Here is a 16,699-nt window from a genome sequence, read left to right as displayed (position 1 = left end):
AGACGGCTGGGCACAGTGGTGTGTGAGGGCGAGCTACTGCGATGCGATCTGCGCAAGACGAGCGCTTGCGACCGTCGCCTGACCGTAGGCGATGCAGCCGTCATTGACGGGTACGGTGTGGGGGACAAGGACAGTAAGACCTGCGCTTTTGAGCTCGCGGGTGAGGAGCTGAAGCAGAAGTCGGTTCATGAACACGCCGCCCGAGAGCGCGACGGTGTCGATGCCCTCACACGCGCAGATATCGCTGGCGATGCGTGCCGAGGAGCGCGCGACGGAGACATGGAAGTCGAGTGCGAGCCTGTCGGCGGGCGCTCCGGCTTCAATTCCCTCCAAAAGTGCCTCAAAGAGTGCTTTCTGGTCTAACAACGATGGGCCAGATGCGAAATAGCCGACGTTGTTGTCGGGAAAACGGGCGATTTCGCCGTCCAGTGCACGCCAGGCGGCGGCTTCGAGCTCGATGGCGGGTTCGCCCTCGTAGGTCGCCTGGCCGCAAATGCCTAGGATCGCGGCGGCGGCATCAAACAGGCGACCCATGCTGCTGGTGCGCGGGCTGTTGATGCCGCGCTCGATCATCGTTGCCGTTATGCTGCGTGTTTGCTCGTCAAGGCTGTTCAAGAGCCCCACGGCTCCCGGGTGCTCGAGCAGGTTGAGCTCGCTGAGCAGGGCAAAGGCGTTGCGGCGGGCATCGTGTACGGATGCGGCGCCACCGGGAAGCGCCCAGGTGCGCAGATGCGCGACGCGCTCAAAATCGGCGAGATGGGCGATAAGAAACTCGCCGCCCCATATGGTGCCATCGGTGCCGGCACCCGTGCCGTCGAAGGCGATGCCGAGGACACGTGCATCGGGCGCAAGCCGGCCTGCGGCAATCGCCTCTGCCATTACGCTCGCGATGTGCGCATGATGGTGCTGGACTTCGATAAGCGGCAGATTGTGCTCCCGTGCCTGCTCGCGCGCCCATTGGCTCGACAGATAGCTGGGATGCATGTCGCATGCCAGGGCGGCAGGCGCCAGGTCAAAGAGGTTTTCCAGACGCGAGCGCGCGGCGTTCCAAGCATCGAAAGTCGCGCCGTTTTCGACATCGCCGATATGTTGCGACACAAAACAGGCTGCCTCGCCGTTCGTCCCTTCGCGCGTGAGTGCAATCGTGGCTTTTTGCTGCGGCCCGCAGGCGAGCACGCAGGGCGTGGTGCCGTTGAGCGCCGGCAACGACAGCGGCTGCGGCGCATATCCGCGTGCGCGACGCACGAGCATGACGTCGCCGTCGACCACGCGTACCACGGAGTCGTCGTAGCGCGACAGGATCGCGCGGTCGTTACCGAGCAGCGCGTCGGCGATGCCGGCGGCAACAAGGTGCTCCCATGCAAGGGCATCGTCGGTCTCGATGGGCTCTTCGCTCAGGTTTCCGCTGGTCATGACGATTGCGTGCATACCGTGCGCTACAGCCGCGGCGAGCAGTAAATGTTGAAGCGGGGTGTAGGGGAGCATGACGCCGAGCTCGGGCAAGTCGTGTGCGACGGATGGCGCGAGCTCGGGGGAGCCGTAGGCGTCGTTGCCGGCAGCGCGGCGGCGCAACAGCACGATGGGGCGAACGCTGCCGGCCAGCAGGTTGCGCTCAACGCCATCGATGTGGCACAGGCGCTCGACGTCGGCAAGGCCGCGCACCATAACGGCAAGCGGCTTGTTGCTGCGACGCTTGCGACGGCGCAGCTCGCATACCGCTCGTTCGTTGGTGGCGTCGCAGGCCAGGTGGAACCCACCCAGACCCTTGATGGCGACGATGCCGCCGCCTGCCAGCAGCTCGACGCAGCGTTCGATGACGGCGTCGCTGGCCTCACGCGTGGAGCCGACGGCTGGCGTCGCGTCGACACCAGCTGGCGTAACGCCGCGATCGGCCTCACGCCACGTAATATGCGGTCCGCAATCAAAGCAGGCATCGGGCTGCGCGTGAAACCGCCGATCGAGCGGGTCGGCATACTCTGCGGCGCAGGTGGGGCACATGGGAAAGCGATCCATCGAGGTGGCCGCTCGGTCATAGGGCAGCGAGCGAACGATGGTAAAGCGCGGTCCGCAGTTGGTGCAGTTGATAAAGGGATAATGAAAGCGTCGGTCGGCGGGGTCGAACAGCTCGCGCAGACAGTCATCGCATGTGGCGATGTCGGGCGAGATGAGCGTCGTGTGGGCAGTTTGATCCTGCGACGCCACAATGCGAAAGCCCTGCTCGTTGGCGGCGTCCCAGTCGCCGGGTGCTAGGCCTACAACCTCGACACGCTCCACGCGAGACGCCGCAGGCGCATGCTCGGAAAGCGCGTCGACAAATTCGTCGAGTGCTTTGCCAAGGGCGTGCGCCTCGATATGCACGCCATCGCCCGCGTTGAGCACCCAGCCGCAAATGCCGTGCGCCATGGCCTCGCGATACACAAACGGTCGCATGCCGACGCCCTGCACAATGCCCGTTACATGGATATGCGCATGTCGCATGCGGCCCTCCTTCGTTGAAATGTGTGCTGTTACAGCCCCAAGCTCTGCTCGGTGGCGGCGCAGGTGAGCTCGCCGTGCTTAACGCCGCGCAGGCCCAGCAGTCGGTCGGCCAGTTCGTAAACGCGCTCGCCGCGACCCTTAAGCGCCAGAATCTCCAAGCAGTTGTGGTGATCCAGATGCACGTGCATGGTCGATACGATCTCCTCGGTGTAGTCGTGCTGCACCTCGTCCAGGCGGCGCGTCAGGTCGCCGGTGTGATGGTCGTAAATCATGGTGAGCGACCCGATGACCTGCTCGTCGGGTGTTCGCATCTGCTCCTTGGCAATGGAGGCGCGAATCAGGTCGCGCACTGCCTCGGAGCGGTTGGCCACGTCGCCGCGGCGCGCGATCTGCTCGTCAAAGCGGCGCAGCAGGTCGTCGGGCGCGGTGACTGAAAAACGGACCAGCTCTGAGGCGGAGCCGCTGCAACGGCAGCCCATGTCGCCGGTCGGCCCGTGCGGATGCTCGTGCTCGTGATCGCAGGCGTGCTCGTGCTCGGCCACGCTACACCAGCTTTACGGAGCCAACGGAGTTATGGTCGGCCTCGATGGCTTCCTCGTAGCCCTCGAGTGCGTCGTGCGCCTCGTGGAGTGCCGCCATGGCGGCCTCGAGCTTGGCGCCAATGCGTTCCATGTCAAAGTTCTCGGTCGCATGCAGCAGCTGATGGCTCCACTCGTGGGCGAGCTCGATCGTGTCGTCGACCTGCTTGACGCTCATGGCAAGCTGGCTCATGTTCATTCCGACGTCATGCATGGAAAGTCTCCTTTTGTACGGGTTTAATCAGTGGTTCAGATTCTACTACGCCCGCTTTGCGCATCGCCGCATAAGAAAACGGGTGCGAGTCCGTCTGACCCGCACCCGTTCACTGGGGGCTGTTTGTATTTACCATACTATCCGTGGTCGCACGCGGTGCACCCAGAAGTCCGGCGAGCGGTGCAAAAGCGCTCATGGACGGCGGCAGGACGCCAAAATGTAACCAGCGTATTACAGGTGCTTCTCCAGCAATGCCTGCAGCCTTGCCTTGGGCAGCGCGCCGACCGAGCGGTCGACCTCCTCGCCGCTCTTAAAGACAACCAGCGTGGGGATGCTCATGACGCCAAACTTCATGGCCAGGTCCTGATTGTCATCGACGTTGCACTTGGCAACGGCAAGCTTGCCGGCCAGCTCGTCGGCTACTTCGTCCACGATGGGCGAGAGCGATCGGCAGGGCCCGCACCACGGTGCCCAAAAATCAACCAGTACGGGAAGGTTGCCGCTAACGACGGAATCGAAGTTCTCGGGGGTAATCTGCTTAATGTCAGCCATGGTGACCTCCATAATGCGACGCGGCTCGGCCGCGTAAAACTCAGTACGACCGTGCTTATACCCAACGGCCCGCAATGCAACCACTCGCAGGCGGCTCTTTTATATAATGGTGGGCACGCAAACGATTGGAGAGCGCATGTCCACGTCACAAAGCCAGAAAAAAGAAGCTATCGCACAGGCCACCGAGCAGGAGCTCGCGTCGCTTGCGGCGCGTGGCGTGCGTGTCGCGGGCAATGCATGCTCGCCGATTGTGCTGGTCAAAGGCGATTTAGATGAGGCCGAGCGTTTGGGCGGCGAGCTTGCCGCCGGCGCGGATGGCGCCGCACTGCGCAAGGCACTCGGGGCCATCGGTTATGCGCCTGAGGATTTCTGCGTGCTGGCAAGCGTTGCCGGCGCGGGCGACGGAGCTGTGACGGTGGGCCACGCCCTGCCGTGCGACCTGTTCCGCGAGGCACTGGAGGCTCTGGATCCCGAGGCGGTGCTGCTGCTCGATAACAGCGCGGCCGATGTCATGCGCGAAACCTACGCCGATATGCTCGTGGCGATTGATGACTTCGACACCGCCATGCTCAAGCCCGGCCTGGTCGCCCATGTGCAGGGTCGCCGCGTGCTCGCGCTCGATGGCTTTGAGGCGGCGCTGACCGACAAGGCGGCCAAGCAGCGCATGTGGGCCTACATCAAGCAGCTGACCCCGGCGGCCGCTCCGCTGTAGCGGATTGGCGCCGGCGAGCGATTGCCTGGCGGGCAAGACACGCCGCAGGATCGGCGCCGTACTTCTACATCACAGCGCACAGCTCAAACCGATCGCCGTTAATGCGGAACTGGCAGTTGCCGTTCATGCGCTCCACGGCAAGTTTGATGCTCTTGGTTCCAAAGCCGTGGCCCGCATGCTGGGTCACGGGCATGCCGTCGACCATGCGCGGCGGCCGTCCAAAGATGCCTCCTGCGCTATCGAGAGCTCGGCTATCCTCAGCTTGCCAGTTCGAAAATGGACCTGCCGCATGATTGAATCTTTATTTCAACTTTACACCTAGGTTTACAGCTGTCTTGTCAGCTGTAAAGCCAGGTGTCATACTAAAGCCCCAAGATTCGCCAAAAGAGAGGGGCCTTGATGGCACAGAGCGCGAACATGGATGCGTCGGAGCTTGCACACGATATCGCGGCCGGCCTAGCATCGGCAACGACGGCAACGGAGCGCGCGGCACTGGTGCCCGCAGAGCTCGTCGAGGCCATTCAGCAACTAAAAACCCAACGTGATGCGGTGATCTTGGCGCACTACTATGTGGCGCCCGAGGTGCAGGCCGTGGCCGATTACGTCGGCGACAGCTTCTACCTGGCAAAGCTTGCCAAGAGCCTGCCGCAGCAGACCATCGTGCTGTGCGGCGTGGAGTTTATGGGCGAGAGCGCCAAGCTGCTCAACCCCACCAAGACCGTGCTGCTGCCCGAGCCGGGCGCGGACTGTCCCATGGCGCACATGGTCAAGCACGAGACGGTCGACGCGGCGCGCGCCGAGTACGGCGACGACCTTGCCGTGGTGTGCTACGTCAACTCGACGGTCGAGATCAAGAGCTGGAGTGATGTGTGCGTCACCAGCTCCAACGCCGTCAAGATCGTGTCCGAGCTGCCGCAGCAGCATGTCCTGTTCATCCCCGATCAAAACCTGGGCCGCTTCGTAGCCGAGCAGGTGCCGCAAAAGCACGTCATCCTCAACAATGGCTACTGCCCGCGTCATCACATCATCACCGTCGAGCAGATCGTCGACGCGCAGGAGGCGCACCCCGACGCGCTCGTGCTAGCGCACCCCGAGTGCAAGGCCGACGTCCTGGCTGAGGCCGACTACATCGGGTCTACTGCCGGCATCATCAAGTATGCCGAGGAGTCGGACGCGAGCGAGTTCATCATCGTGACGGTCCGCGGCGTGCTCTACGAACTTGAGCGCCGCTGCCAGGGCACCGGCAAGAAGTTCTACTTCCCTGCGGTGCAGCCCACCTGCGTCAACATGGATCTCATCACGCTCGAAAAGCTCGTGCGCTGCCTGGAGACGGGCGAGGGCGAGGTGCGGATTGGCGTGTCGGACGAGGCCGCCGATCAGGCCAAGCTCACGCTCGACCGCATGCTCGAGTACGCGGCGCGCTAAGCCAATGTGACATGAGGGACCATCCCTTATGTCACATTACAAGGGAGAGGATTCCTGTGGAAACCAAACAATACCCCGATATGGAGTGCGATGTCGTCATTGCCGGTTGCGGCGTGGCGGGCCTGTATGCGGCTCTCAATCTGCCGACGAGCACGCGCGTAATCATGCTCTCCAAGGGCGCCGTCGACGAGTGCGATTCGATGCTCGCGCAGGGCGGCATCTGCGTGCTGCCCGAGGGCTCGGACTACGATGCCTTCTTTGAGGACACCATGCACGCCGGCCACTACGAGAACCGCCGCGAGAGCGTCGACATCATGATCCGCTCGAGCCGCTCGGTCATCAACGACCTACTGGCCATGGGCGTGGACTTTGAGCGCAAGGCCGACGGCAGCCTCGACTTTACCCGCGAGGGCGCGCACAGCCGCCCGCGCATTGCCTTCCATGCCGATATTACGGGCAAGGAGATCACGACCAGGCTGCTCCAGGCCGTTCGCAAGCTGGACAACGTGCAGATTCTGGAGCACGTGGCCATGACCGACATCCTGACGGCCGAGCGTGACGGCGCCACGGTGTGTGCCGGTGTCGTCGCCGTTTCCGTGGACGAGGACAACTCGGTTCGTCCCGCCGACGAGCTGACAAATGCCGCCGAGGGCGTGCATGCCGGCGAGCCCTTTAAGATCCATGCCCGCCATACGCTGTGGGCAACGGGCGGCATCGGCGGCGTATACGACCACTCGACCAACTACCCGCAGCTCACGGGCGATGCCTGCTATATCGCTCAGGAGCATGGCATTAAGATGGAGCACCTGGACTACGTGCAGATCCATCCCACGGGACTGTTCTCGCCGCAGCCGGGCCGCACCTTCCTGATCAGCGAGAGCTGCCGCGGCGAAGGCGCGATTTTGCTCAACGCCGCCGGCGAGCGCTTTACCGATGAGCTTCAGCCGCGCGATGTGGTCGCCGCCGCTATTCGCGAGCAGATGAAGCAGGACGGCACCGAGCACGAGTGGCTGAGCTTTGCCCCCGTCGAGCGCGATGTGGTGACCGGGCACTTTGCCAACATTCGCGCACGCTGCCTGGAGGACGGCCGCGATATCTTGGACGAGCCCATCCCCGTTACGCCCACACAGCACTACTTTATGGGCGGCGTGTGGGTCGACAAGGACGGCCGCACCTCGATGCCCGAGCTCTACGCCGCGGGCGAGACGGCTTGCAACGGCGTTCACGGCAAGAACCGCCTTGCATCAAACAGCCTGCTCGAGGCGCTGGTCTGGGGTCGTCGCGCCGCGTGGTACATGCGTACCGGCGAGTCGCTGGCCGTGGAGCAGGCGGGCGATCCCGTGCTCGATGGCCGTCATCGCGCCCTGAGCGCCGACACCCTGGCAATCGATGATTTGGCCCGTGCCGCCGGCACGCAGGCCGTGGAGGAGTAGACCATGAATCCCATTACCATGAAACTCGTCGTCGATGATCTGATTCTGCAGGCTCTGCGCGAGGACATTACCTTTGAGGACGTGAGCACGGCGAGCGTGTGCCCCACGGCGCGTCCCGCCACGGTGGAGCTTATCGCCAAGGCCGATGGCATCATCGCCGGCCTGGATGTGTTCGCTCGCACCTTTGAGCTGCTGGATTCGCAGAGCTCGGTGCTGTTTGATGTTGCCGACGGTGACGAGGTGCACGCCGGCGACCACGTGGGCCAGGTGCGCGGCGATGCGCGCGTGCTGCTTTCGGGCGAGCGCGTGGCGCTCAACTACCTGCAGCGCATGAGCGGTATCGCTACCTATACACACAGAATGGCTGCGGTGCTCGAGGGCACCAAGACCGTGCTCGTCGACACGCGCAAGACCACGCCGGGCATGCGCGTCTTCGAGAAGGCCGCGGTCGAGATCGGCGGCGGCAGCAACCACCGTTACAACCTGTCGACGGCCGTCATGCTCAAGGACAACCACATCGACGCCGCCGGCGGCGTGATGCGTGCGATCGAGATGGCGCGCGCCCATGCATCGTTTACCACGACGGTCGAGATCGAGTGCGAGAACCTGGACATGGTGCGCGAGGCCGTGGAAGCCGGCGCCGACATCATCATGTTCGACAACATGACCCACGACGACATGGCTGCCGCCATCGAGCTTATCGATGGCCGCGCCAAGACCGAGTGCTCGGGCAACGTGGACGCCAGCAACATTCGCGCCCTGGCCGATCTGGGTGTCGACTATATTAGCTCGGGCGCCCTGACGCACTCTGCGCCGATCCTCGACCTCTCGCTTAAGCACCTGCGTCTGCTGGACGGTAAATAATGAACGCCCGCGAGCGTCGCCGTGCCATCATGGCCGTGCTCGAAGGAGCCAAGGAGCCCGTTTCGGGCAGCGCACTTGCCCGCGAGGTTGGCGTGAGCCGTCAGGTCGTGGTTCAGGATATTGCCCTGTTGCGTGCCGATGGGCACGATATCGTGGCGACCAACCGCGGCTACGTGCTGCAGGAAGCCGCGAGTAGCCCCGCCGTGCCCACGCGTCTTGTTAAGGTGCGCCACGGCGTGGAGCAGGCGGGCGACGAGCTTACGAGTATCGTCGACGCGGGTGGCGCCGTGCTCAACGTGATCGTCAACCATCGTGTGTACGGCAAGATCACGGCCGACCTGGACATCCGCAATCGTCGCGATGTTGAGCGCTACCTGCACGATATCGAGAGCGGCAAGAGCTTTCCACTACTAACGGTGACGAGCGGCTACCACTTCCATCGCATCGCGGCGGAGGACGAGCAGACCCTCGACGAGATCGAGGCCATACTCAAGGAGAAGGGCTACCTTGCCGATTTAATGCCCTACGAGGATGATTTGTCCTAGCCCGACACCGTCCCCAATTAGCTGCCCACGAATGCAAAAAAGGAGGCCTCCGCGGCGATGCGGAGGCCTCCTTTTTTGTGCACGGTGTACTTTTGAGTGTGCAAGTGCGGGAGTTGTTACTCCTCGACGATCTCGGTGATCGCGCCAGCGGGGCAAGCGTCCTGGCAAGCGCCACAGGCGACGCAGGAGTCCTCGTCAGCGACGGTGGCGACGTCCTGGAGCTCCAGAACGCCAGCGGGGCAGGAGTCGACGCAAACGCCACAAGCGATGCACTCGTCGGCATCAATTACGGGATGAGCCATGGTAGTTTCCTCTCTGTTGACCGACGCTACAGGCGATGCGCGTCGGTTTGATTCGGGCAAAAACATACCACGGGAGCGACCGTTTGCAATACCCTCTGGCCGGCATCTTCATACCGTTCGCCGAGTATGCCAAGGTTTACTAAAAAACACGCAGGTGGGGCCGCTGAGCTGCGTAAATGTTAGCTAAAGGTGACTTGAAATATTGAGCTATTGAGCGCGCTTGCGGAAAGCGCATCCCATAAATTTGCCGAAAAACGGGCCCTAGTTTCCGGTTGGACCGCCCGGCGGAAGCTGCGTCCCGGAATCGGTGCTCAAACTGGGATGTAGCTTCCGGCTGAGCCTTCAAGAGGAAACTGTGTCCCGGAATCCACGCTCAAACCGGGACGAGCTTTCCGCAAGGCAGCCCCAGGCGCCCCCGGACGCAAACCTCAGTCATCTCTACATAGATCTCAGTAGATTTGCCGAGAACTCAAATAGCGCTTCTACCTGCGATTTTGCGAACCTAAACTCTCGGAGATAAGAAATCTTATATGAATTGACTTAGATTTTGTATATTCCAGCCCATAAGGGGATACACTACATCCTGAAAGACAAGCCGAAGCGCCGCGCGACAGACCGTCGAGGCGACGCGAACGCAAAAGAGAGAGGGAATTTCTAATGAGTAAGATTCTTGGTATCGACCTTGGTACTACTAACTCCGCCATGGCCGTTCTCGAGGGCGGTTCTCCGACCATTATCGTGAACGCCGAGGGCGACCGCACCACCCCGTCCGTCGTGGGCTTCCGTGCCGACGGCGACCGCGTTGTGGGTAAGGCCGCTAAGAACCAGGCTGTCACCAACCCCAAGAACACCGTGTTCTCCATCAAGCGCTTCATGGGCCGCAAGTACTCCGAGTGCACCTCCGAGATCAAGACCGTGCCGTATGAGGTCAAGGAGGGCCAGGGTGGCCGTGCCGTCGTCGATATCGAGGGCAAGGACTACACCGCCGAGCAGGTGAGCGCCATGACGCTCGCAAAGATGAAGGCCGACGCCGAGAAGTACCTGGGCGAGACCGTCACCGACGCCGTCATCACCGTCCCAGCCTACTTCAACGACGCCCAGCGCCAGGCCACCAAGGACGCCGGTAAGATCGCCGGCCTCAACGTCAAGCGTATCGTCAACGAGCCGACCGCTGCTGCTCTTGCCTATGGCCTGGACAAGCAGGGCACCGACCAGCGCATCCTGGTCTTCGACCTGGGCGGCGGCACCTTCGACGTCTCCATCCTCGACCTCGCCGACGGCGTGTTTGAGGTTCTGTCCACCTCGGGCGACAACCACCTGGGCGGCGACGACTGGGATCAGCGCGTCATCGACTGGATGGCCGATAAGTTCCAGCAGGAGAACGGTGTCGACCTGCGTCAGGACCCCATGGCCCTGCAGCGTCTGAAGGAGGCCGCCGAGAACGCCAAGAAGGAGCTCTCCGCAGCCCAGCAGTCCACCATCAACCTGCCGTTCATCACCATGAACCAGTCCGGCCCGCTGCACCTCAACTACACGCTGACCCGTGCTGAGTTCGAGAAGATCACCCGCGACCTGCTCGAGCGCTGCAAGCAGCCTGTCACCAACGCCCTGCGCGACGCTAAGCTCAAGCTCTCCGATCTGACCGAGGTCATCCTCGTCGGCGGCTCCACCCGTATGCCCGCCGTCCAGGATCTGGTCAAGACCATGACCGGCAAGCAGCCCAACATGTCCGTGAACCCCGACGAGGTCGTTGCCGACGGCGCTGCCGTCCAGGGCGGCGTGCTCACCGGCGACGTCGAGGGCATCCTGCTGCTCGACGTTACCCCGCTGTCGCTGGGCGTCGAGACCATGGGCGGCATCATGACCAAGATGATCGACCGCAACACCACGATCCCGACCTCCAAGACCGAGGTCTACTCCACCGCTGCCGACAACCAGACCAGCGTCGAGATCAACGTGCTCCAGGGCGAGCGCGAGCTTGCCCGCGACAACAAGTCGCTCGGTAAGTTCCAGCTGACCGGTATCCCGGCTGCCCGCCGCGGCGTGCCGCAGATCGAGGTCACCTTCGACATCGACGCCAACGGCATCGTCAAGGTCTCCGCTAAGGACAAGGGCACCGGCAAGGAGCAGCAGATCACTATTTCCGGTTCCACCGCTCTGTCCGACGACGAAGTCGATCGTATGGTCAAGGACGCCGAGGCTCATGCCGAGGAGGACAAGAAGCAGAAGGAAGAGGTCGAGGTCCGCAACCAGACCGATAGCCTGTGCTACTCCACCGAGCAGACCCTCAACGAGCTGGGCGATAAGGTTTCCGCCGACGTGAAGTCCAAGGCCGAGGCTGCTATCGCCGACGCCAAGAAGGCGCTCGAGGGCTCTGACGTCGAGGCTATCAAGGCCGCTGGCGAGTCCCTGCAGTCCGTAGCCTACGAGCTGGCTCAGGTTGTCTACGCCGACGCTCAGCAGCAGACCGACGGCGCCGCCGGTGCCCAGCCTGCCGACGATGACGTCGTCGACGCCGACTACGAGGTTGTGGACGACGAGGACAAGTAATCATGTCCGCCCGTAAAGCTCGCACGGAGGCGGCCGCCGCTGGCGCCGCCCCCGTTGACTCTGAGGAGAAGGACGTGAAGATTCCCGTAGAGGCCGTCGACGATACCGAGGCCAACGAGGCCGAGGCCGCCGAGGCTGCCGAGAACCAGGTAGAGGATTCCAACAAGGAGGCGACGATGACCGAGGACGAGATGGTGGAAGCCGCTATCCGCGCCGGTGAGGAAGCCGCCGACAACGACTTTAAGCTCAAGTTCGAGCAGGCCCAAAAGGAGCTTGCCGACGTGCGCAGCGAGCTCGATGCTGCGGCAGAGGCCCAGAAGGCCGCCGAGGACAAGGCAAAGGACGCCACCGAGCGTACCGCCCGTCTGCAGGCCGACTGGGAGAACTTCCGTCGCCGCACCGCCAGCGAGCGTATCGCCGAGCGCGAGCGCGCGACCGAGAAGCTTGTCACCGCGCTGTTGCCGGTGGTTGACGATATCGAGCGTGCAATCGACCATGCCCGTAGCCAGGAGCTTTCCGACGACTTTAAGCAGTTCGTCGATGGCGTTGATGCGGTGCATGCCAAGCTGCTCGATGTGTTTGCGCACGAGGGCGTTGAGCCCATCGACCCCAAGGGCGAGGCGTTCGATCCGCTCGAGCACCAGGCCGTGGGGCGTGTCGAGGACGCATCGCAGTACGACGAGACCGTCAACGACGTGTACCAGAAGGGCTACCGCATGGCGGACCGCATCCTGCGCTCCGCGATGGTGACGGTGACCTACGGTGGCGAGAAGCGCCCCGCACCGGAGCCCAAAGCGGCGCCCGAGGATGCTGCGGCCGATACGGCCGAGAGCACCGAGGAGTAATTGAGAAGGGCCCCGGGGCAACACCCGGGGCCCTTTCTGGCCTAGTGCCATATGACAGCATGAGCCGCCGTCCGCAGGGGCGACGGATGTAACAGGAGAGGAGCTACGATGGCTGCAGGCAAAACCTTCTATGACATCCTGGGCGTATCCAAGAGCGCCTCCGACAAAGAGATCAAGAGCGCGTTTCGCAAGCTCGCGCAAAAATATCACCCCGATGCCGGCGGCGACGAGGCCAAGTTCAAGGAGATCAGCGAGGCCTACGAAACGCTTTCGGACGAGAAGAAGCGCAAAGAATACGACCAGATGCTCATGTTTGGCGGCATGCCGGGCGCGGGTGGCGCGTATGGCGGCGGCTACGGTGCCGGCGCGGGCGCCAGCGGCTGGGGCGATATCTTCGACAGCATCTTTAGCGGCAACGGCGCCTGGGGTAGCGATTGGGGCTCGGGCTTTGCCGGGGCTGCGGGCGCTGCCGGTGCCGGCGCGGGTCGCAGCCGCGCTCGCAAGGGCGGCGACCTATCGCTGACCGTCGATGTGACGGCCGAGGACGCGTTTCGCGGCGTGACGCACAAGGTCACCTATCGCATTCCCTCGACAGGCGAGCAGCAGACCATCACGGTCTCGGTGCCCGCGGGCGCGGTCGATGGCGGCAAGCTACGCTACAAGCGTCGCGGCGAGTATGGCGTTGCGGGTGGCGAGCGCGGCGACCTGGTCGTGACCACGCATGTGGAGGAGCACCCGCTGTTCAAGCGCAAAGGCGCCGACGTGACCATGGAGGTACCGGTCTCGGTCTATGAGGCGGCGCTCGGCTGCACGGTGGACGTGCCGACGCCCGGCGGTGCGACGGTTCGTCTGAAGGTGCCCGCGGGTACCCAGACGGGCAAGAAGTTCCGCTTTAAGGAGATGGGCGCGCCCGACGTTAAGCACCGTGGCCGTACGGGCGCGCTGCTCGTCGAGATCAAGGTGCAGGTTCCCACGAACCTGTCTGATGACGAGCGCGATGCCATGACCAAGCTGCGCGAGGCCGACACGCGCGACTATCGCGAGAAGGTCAATCGTTACAAGGCGACGTACTAGGGCGGTCGCGGCGCACGACCACGCCCGCGGGCTTATGATGGACGATAACGAGACGGAAAGGGGTCAGGTAGCATGGCCGAGGACAATAGGAACAAACCGCTGTACATGATCAGCGTGGCGGCCGAGCTGACCGGCATGCATCCGCAGACTCTGCGCGTCTACGAGTCCAAGGGCCTGGTGAACCCCCAGCGCTCGGGCGGCAACACGCGCCTGTATTCGCGTGCCGATATCGAGCGCTTGGAGCTCATCAACCAGCTGACCGACGAGGGCATCAACCTTGCCGGCGTGGTGCGCATCCTCGATATGAAGGAGCGTGCCGAGGAGCGTGAGCGCGAGAACGAAAAACTCCGTGCCCGCGTGCGCCAGCTCGAGGACGAGCTGCACGAGTATAAGATGCAGAAGAAGATCACCGCCCTGGCCCCGCGCGACGGCTCGGTCAACCCCGAGCAAGTCATGCGCAAACTGCTGGGCACGGGCGGCGACCTGTAGGCACTCATTGGGGACAGACTTAAATGAGTACCTGCAGAATGAGAGTGGATAATCTCCCGTTTTTTGCCTGTTTGCAGGCTCAAAGTGGGAGATTATCCACTCTCGTCATTTGAGCGTCTAAGTCTGCCTCCCCAGGACCTAACTCGTCCTCTGCTTTACTGAGATAAAGTGAACGCAGAGATTCGTAACCCACTCGCAACCGTTCTATGGCACGATATTGAACGAATGTATGCTATGCGCCCAAATCTTTTGGGCAGAGTGGGAGACAGTATGGTCAAGCTGTACGAGGACGGCATCTACCTGCGCGGCGGCAGCGAGGTTGTGCCTGCGGCCGAGGCTGCCGAGCGCGGTATTACGCAGACACCCGAGGATGCCAAGCGCGGCACCATCGCGTATTCGATCCTCCAGGCACACAATACGTCGGGCGACCCCGAGGCACTCAAGATTCGCTTCGATGCCATGGCGAGCCACGACATCACCTTTGTCGGCATCATCCAGACGGCGCGCGCTTCGGGCATGGAGCAGTTCCCGCTGCCTTACGTGCTCACCAACTGCCATAACTCGCTGTGCGCCGTGGGCGGCACCATCAATGAGGACGACCACGTCTTTGGCCTTTCCGCAGCCAAGAAGTACGGCGGCATCTTCGTTCCGCCGCACATCGCCGTCATCCACTCCTTTATGCGCGAGAACTTCGCCGGTTGCGGCAAGATGATCCTGGGTTCCGACTCGCACACCCGCTATGGTGCCCTGGGTACCATAGCCGTGGGCGAGGGCGGCGGCGAGTTGGCAAAGCAGCTGCTGCGCGACACCTACGATGTCGCCTATCCCGGCGTCGTGGCCATCTACCTCACGGGCGCCCCGCGCCCCGGCGTCGGCCCGCACGACGTGGCGCTCGCCATCATTCGCGCCGTCTTTGCCAAGGGCTACGTCAAGAACAATGTCATGGAGTTTGTGGGCCCGGGCATCGCGAGCATGACGACCGACTACCGCAACGGCGTTGACGTCATGACCACCGAGACCACCTGCCTGTCGAGCATCTGGGCCACCGACGAGGACACGCACGCGTTTTTGACCATGCACGGCCGCGGCGACGACTATCGCGAGCTCAAGCCCGCCGATGTCGCCTACTACGACGGTTGCGTCGAGGTCGACCTGTCGAGCATCAAGCCCATGATCGCACTGCCGTTCCATCCTTCCAACGGCTTTGAGATCGACGAGCTCAACGAGAACCTCGAGGACATCCTGCACGAGGTGGAGCTCGAGGCCGCCAAGATCGGCGAGGGCAAGACGCACTTTAGCCTGCTCGACAAGATCGTCGACGGCAAGCTGCACGTGCAGCAGGGCGTTATCGCCGGCTGCTCGGGCGGCAACTATGACTCCGTGGTCCAGGCTGCCCGCGTGCTCAAGGGCGCCAATACCGGCTGCGGCGAGTTCTCGCTGTCGGTCTATCCCACGAGCCAGCCCGTGGCGCTCGAACTTACACGCCGCGGCTACATCTACGACCTCATGGAGGCCGGCGCAATCGTGCGCACGGCATTCTGCGGCCCGTGCTTCGGCGCCGGCGACACGCCCGCCAACAACGGCCTTTCGATCCGTCACACCACGCGCAACTTCCCCAACCGCGAGGGTTCCAAGCCGGGTAATGGCCAGCTGAGCGCCGTGGCCCTGATGGACGCCCGCTCCATTGCGGCAACGGCTGCCAACGGCGGCGTCCTGACGCCGGCGACCGACCTGCCCGAGGACACTTGGGACGAGGCCTGCGAGTACACCTTTGACGACGCGCCGTACAAGAAGCGCGTGTACTGGGGCTTTGGCAAGGCGGAGCCTGCCGACGAGCTGGTCGAAGGCCCCAACATCAAGCCGTGGCCCGCGATGGAGCCGCTCGGCGACGACATCCTGCTCAAGGTTTGCTCCAAGATCATGGACCCGGTCACCACGACCGACGAGCTCATTCCCTCGGGCGAGACGAGCTCCTTCCGCTCCAACCCGCTGGGCCTGGCTGAGTTTACGCTGAGCCGCCGCGACCCGGCCTACGTGGGTCGCTCCAAGGAGGTCGACGCTGTGGAGAAGCGTCGCGTTGCCGGCGAGTCCGCGGGCGACCTGGCGGCGTTCGATGCCGAGCTTGCCGGTGTGTTTGAGGCGCTGGCCGGCGCGGGTGTCGCGGCCGATGCCAAGGCGACCGAGTTCGGTTCCATGATTTACGCCAAGAAGCCTGGCGACGGCAGCGCCCGCGAGCAGGCCGCGAGCTGCCAGCGCGTAATTGGCGGCCTGGCCAACATCGTCCACGAGTACGCCACCAAGCGCTATCGCTCCAACGTGATGAACTGGGGCATGGTGCCCTTCCAGATGGAGGCCGAGCCCAACTTTGAGGTGGGCGATTACGTCTTTGTGCCGGGTATCCGTGCCGCGCTCGATGGCGACCTGAAGGACATCGCCGCCTACGTGGTGCGCGCCGATGGTGCGGTCGAGCAGATTGAGCTCTACATTGCCGATATGACGGCAGAGGAGCGTGCCATCGTCAAGGCCGGCTGCCTGATCAACTACAACAAGTTCAAGGCCGCTGCCGAGTAGCGCACTTAATTGTCCGCCCGGGGCTTACCCTTTCCCGCCCGCTCACGCGCTTCGCGAGGGCCGCGTT

General features: G+C 63.2%; 16 protein-coding genes. 10 read left to right on the top strand and 6 right to left on the bottom strand.

Features of this window, described 5'->3' with window-relative positions; translation table 11 throughout:
* Window positions 1-33: 33 nt before the first annotated feature.
* The 4 genes from hypF to trxA all read right to left on the bottom strand — a co-directional run bounded on the left by hypF (window position 34) and on the right by trxA (window position 3,822).
* On the bottom strand, window positions 34-2,478 hold the full coding sequence (hypF, locus tag DW645_RS07185; protein WP_118227052.1) for a carbamoyltransferase HypF: 2,445 nt from the start codon (window positions 2,476-2,478) through the stop codon (window positions 34-36).
* Between the two features lie 29 nt (window positions 2,479-2,507).
* The gene (nikR, locus tag DW645_RS07180) at window positions 2,508-3,020 is read right to left on the bottom strand and encodes a nickel-responsive transcriptional regulator NikR (RefSeq protein ID WP_233540736.1); all 513 of its coding nucleotides are present in this window, start codon (window positions 3,018-3,020) and stop codon (window positions 2,508-2,510) included.
* Between the two features lies 1 nt (window position 3,021).
* Window positions 3,022-3,270 carry a hypothetical protein gene (locus DW645_RS07175; RefSeq protein WP_006235225.1) on the bottom strand — a complete coding sequence of 83 codons (249 nt, stop codon included), beginning with the start codon at window positions 3,268-3,270 and terminating at the stop codon, window positions 3,022-3,024.
* Window positions 3,271-3,501: 231 nt separating this feature from the next.
* Window positions 3,502-3,822, bottom strand: coding sequence for a thioredoxin (gene trxA, locus DW645_RS07170; protein WP_118227072.1), 321 nt, complete (start codon window positions 3,820-3,822; stop codon window positions 3,502-3,504).
* Window positions 3,823-3,958: 136 nt separating this feature from the next.
* Between trxA and DW645_RS07165 the strand changes: the two genes are divergently transcribed.
* Window positions 3,959-4,534, top strand: a complete 576-nt coding sequence (locus DW645_RS07165) for a hypothetical protein (protein WP_118227070.1) — start codon at window positions 3,959-3,961, stop codon at window positions 4,532-4,534.
* Window positions 4,535-4,598: 64 nt separating this feature from the next.
* On the opposite strand, the gene DW645_RS07160 is transcribed toward DW645_RS07165, so the two are convergent.
* Window positions 4,599-4,727 carry a GHKL domain-containing protein gene (locus DW645_RS07160; protein ID WP_147356637.1) on the bottom strand — a complete coding sequence of 43 codons (129 nt, stop codon included), beginning with the start codon at window positions 4,725-4,727 and terminating at the stop codon, window positions 4,599-4,601.
* Window positions 4,728-4,933: 206 nt separating this feature from the next.
* Between DW645_RS07160 and nadA the strand changes: the two genes are divergently transcribed.
* From nadA to DW645_RS07140, 4 genes are read left to right on the top strand one after another with little or no spacing between them, the layout of a single operon-like run.
* Window positions 4,934-5,959 (top strand): quinolinate synthase NadA, encoded by a 1,026-nt coding sequence (gene nadA, locus DW645_RS07155; RefSeq protein WP_118227048.1) that lies wholly within the window; start codon window positions 4,934-4,936, stop codon window positions 5,957-5,959.
* A 56-nt stretch (window positions 5,960-6,015) separates the two neighbouring features.
* Window positions 6,016-7,392 carry an L-aspartate oxidase gene (locus tag DW645_RS07150; protein WP_233540735.1) on the top strand — a complete coding sequence of 459 codons (1,377 nt, stop codon included), beginning with the start codon at window positions 6,016-6,018 and terminating at the stop codon, window positions 7,390-7,392.
* Window positions 7,393-7,395: 3 nt separating this feature from the next.
* Window positions 7,396-8,256 (top strand): carboxylating nicotinate-nucleotide diphosphorylase, encoded by an 861-nt coding sequence (nadC, locus tag DW645_RS07145; RefSeq protein WP_118227046.1) that lies wholly within the window; start codon window positions 7,396-7,398, stop codon window positions 8,254-8,256.
* Window positions 8,256-8,801, top strand: coding sequence for a transcription repressor NadR (locus tag DW645_RS07140; protein ID WP_118227044.1), 546 nt, complete (start codon window positions 8,256-8,258; stop codon window positions 8,799-8,801). The genes nadC and DW645_RS07140 overlap by 1 nt, the downstream gene beginning before the upstream one ends.
* A gap of 116 nt (window positions 8,802-8,917) precedes the next feature.
* Here the strand turns inward: DW645_RS07140 and DW645_RS07135 are convergent, their stop codons facing one another.
* Window positions 8,918-9,103: a DUF362 domain-containing protein gene (locus DW645_RS07135; protein WP_006235216.1), complete on the bottom strand. Its 186-nt coding sequence runs from the start codon at window positions 9,101-9,103 to the stop codon at window positions 8,918-8,920.
* 657 nt (window positions 9,104-9,760) lie between these two features.
* Between DW645_RS07135 and dnaK the strand changes: the two genes are divergently transcribed.
* The 5 genes from dnaK to DW645_RS07110 all read left to right on the top strand — a co-directional run bounded on the left by dnaK (window position 9,761) and on the right by DW645_RS07110 (window position 16,632).
* Entirely contained in the window at window positions 9,761-11,653 is a 1,893-nt protein-coding gene (dnaK, locus tag DW645_RS07130; RefSeq protein WP_117564548.1) for a molecular chaperone DnaK, read from the top strand.
* Window positions 11,654-11,655: 2 nt separating this feature from the next.
* The gene (locus DW645_RS07125) at window positions 11,656-12,498 is read left to right on the top strand and encodes a nucleotide exchange factor GrpE (RefSeq protein ID WP_118227042.1); all 843 of its coding nucleotides are present in this window, start codon (window positions 11,656-11,658) and stop codon (window positions 12,496-12,498) included.
* Window positions 12,499-12,606: 108 nt separating this feature from the next.
* Window positions 12,607-13,572 carry a DnaJ C-terminal domain-containing protein gene (locus DW645_RS07120; RefSeq protein WP_055285310.1) on the top strand — a complete coding sequence of 322 codons (966 nt, stop codon included), beginning with the start codon at window positions 12,607-12,609 and terminating at the stop codon, window positions 13,570-13,572.
* Between the two features lie 72 nt (window positions 13,573-13,644).
* Complete coding sequence (locus tag DW645_RS07115) at window positions 13,645-14,061, top strand: heat shock protein transcriptional repressor HspR (protein WP_055250809.1); 417 nt, start codon at window positions 13,645-13,647, stop codon at window positions 14,059-14,061.
* Between the two features lie 270 nt (window positions 14,062-14,331).
* Window positions 14,332-16,632: a hydratase gene (locus DW645_RS07110; protein WP_117583636.1), complete on the top strand. Its 2,301-nt coding sequence runs from the start codon at window positions 14,332-14,334 to the stop codon at window positions 16,630-16,632.
* Window positions 16,633-16,699 lie beyond the last annotated feature (67 nt).

The sequence above is a fragment of the Collinsella sp. AM23-17 genome (assembly GCF_003470945.1).
GTDB lineage: Bacteria > Actinomycetota > Coriobacteriia > Coriobacteriales > Coriobacteriaceae > Collinsella > Collinsella aerofaciens_O.
Note: the sequence above shows the minus strand (reverse complement) of the source record. Positions and strands in the feature narration are given on the sequence as shown.

Coding starts and splice junctions, on each gene's coding strand:
- hypF (WP_118227052.1), bottom strand. CDS start 2,478: ATGCGACATGCGCATATCCATGTAACGGGCATTGTGCAGGGCGTCGGC.
- DW645_RS07175 (WP_006235225.1), bottom strand. CDS start 3,270: ATGCATGACGTCGGAATGAACATGAGCCAGCTTGCCATGAGCGTCAAG.
- trxA (WP_118227072.1), bottom strand. CDS start 3,822: ATGGCTGACATTAAGCAGATTACCCCCGAGAACTTCGATTCCGTCGTT.
- DW645_RS07165 (WP_118227070.1), top strand. CDS start 3,959: ATGTCCACGTCACAAAGCCAGAAAAAAGAAGCTATCGCACAGGCCACC.
- DW645_RS07160 (WP_147356637.1), bottom strand. CDS start 4,727: ATGCCCGTGACCCAGCATGCGGGCCACGGCTTTGGAACCAAGAGCATC.
- nadA (WP_118227048.1), top strand. CDS start 4,934: ATGGCACAGAGCGCGAACATGGATGCGTCGGAGCTTGCACACGATATC.
- nadC (WP_118227046.1), top strand. CDS start 7,396: ATGAATCCCATTACCATGAAACTCGTCGTCGATGATCTGATTCTGCAG.
- DW645_RS07140 (WP_118227044.1), top strand. CDS start 8,256: ATGAACGCCCGCGAGCGTCGCCGTGCCATCATGGCCGTGCTCGAAGGA.
- DW645_RS07135 (WP_006235216.1), bottom strand. CDS start 9,103: ATGGCTCATCCCGTAATTGATGCCGACGAGTGCATCGCTTGTGGCGTT.
- dnaK (WP_117564548.1), top strand. CDS start 9,761: ATGAGTAAGATTCTTGGTATCGACCTTGGTACTACTAACTCCGCCATG.
- DW645_RS07125 (WP_118227042.1), top strand. CDS start 11,656: ATGTCCGCCCGTAAAGCTCGCACGGAGGCGGCCGCCGCTGGCGCCGCC.
- DW645_RS07120 (WP_055285310.1), top strand. CDS start 12,607: ATGGCTGCAGGCAAAACCTTCTATGACATCCTGGGCGTATCCAAGAGC.
- DW645_RS07115 (WP_055250809.1), top strand. CDS start 13,645: ATGGCCGAGGACAATAGGAACAAACCGCTGTACATGATCAGCGTGGCG.
- DW645_RS07110 (WP_117583636.1), top strand. CDS start 14,332: ATGGTCAAGCTGTACGAGGACGGCATCTACCTGCGCGGCGGCAGCGAG.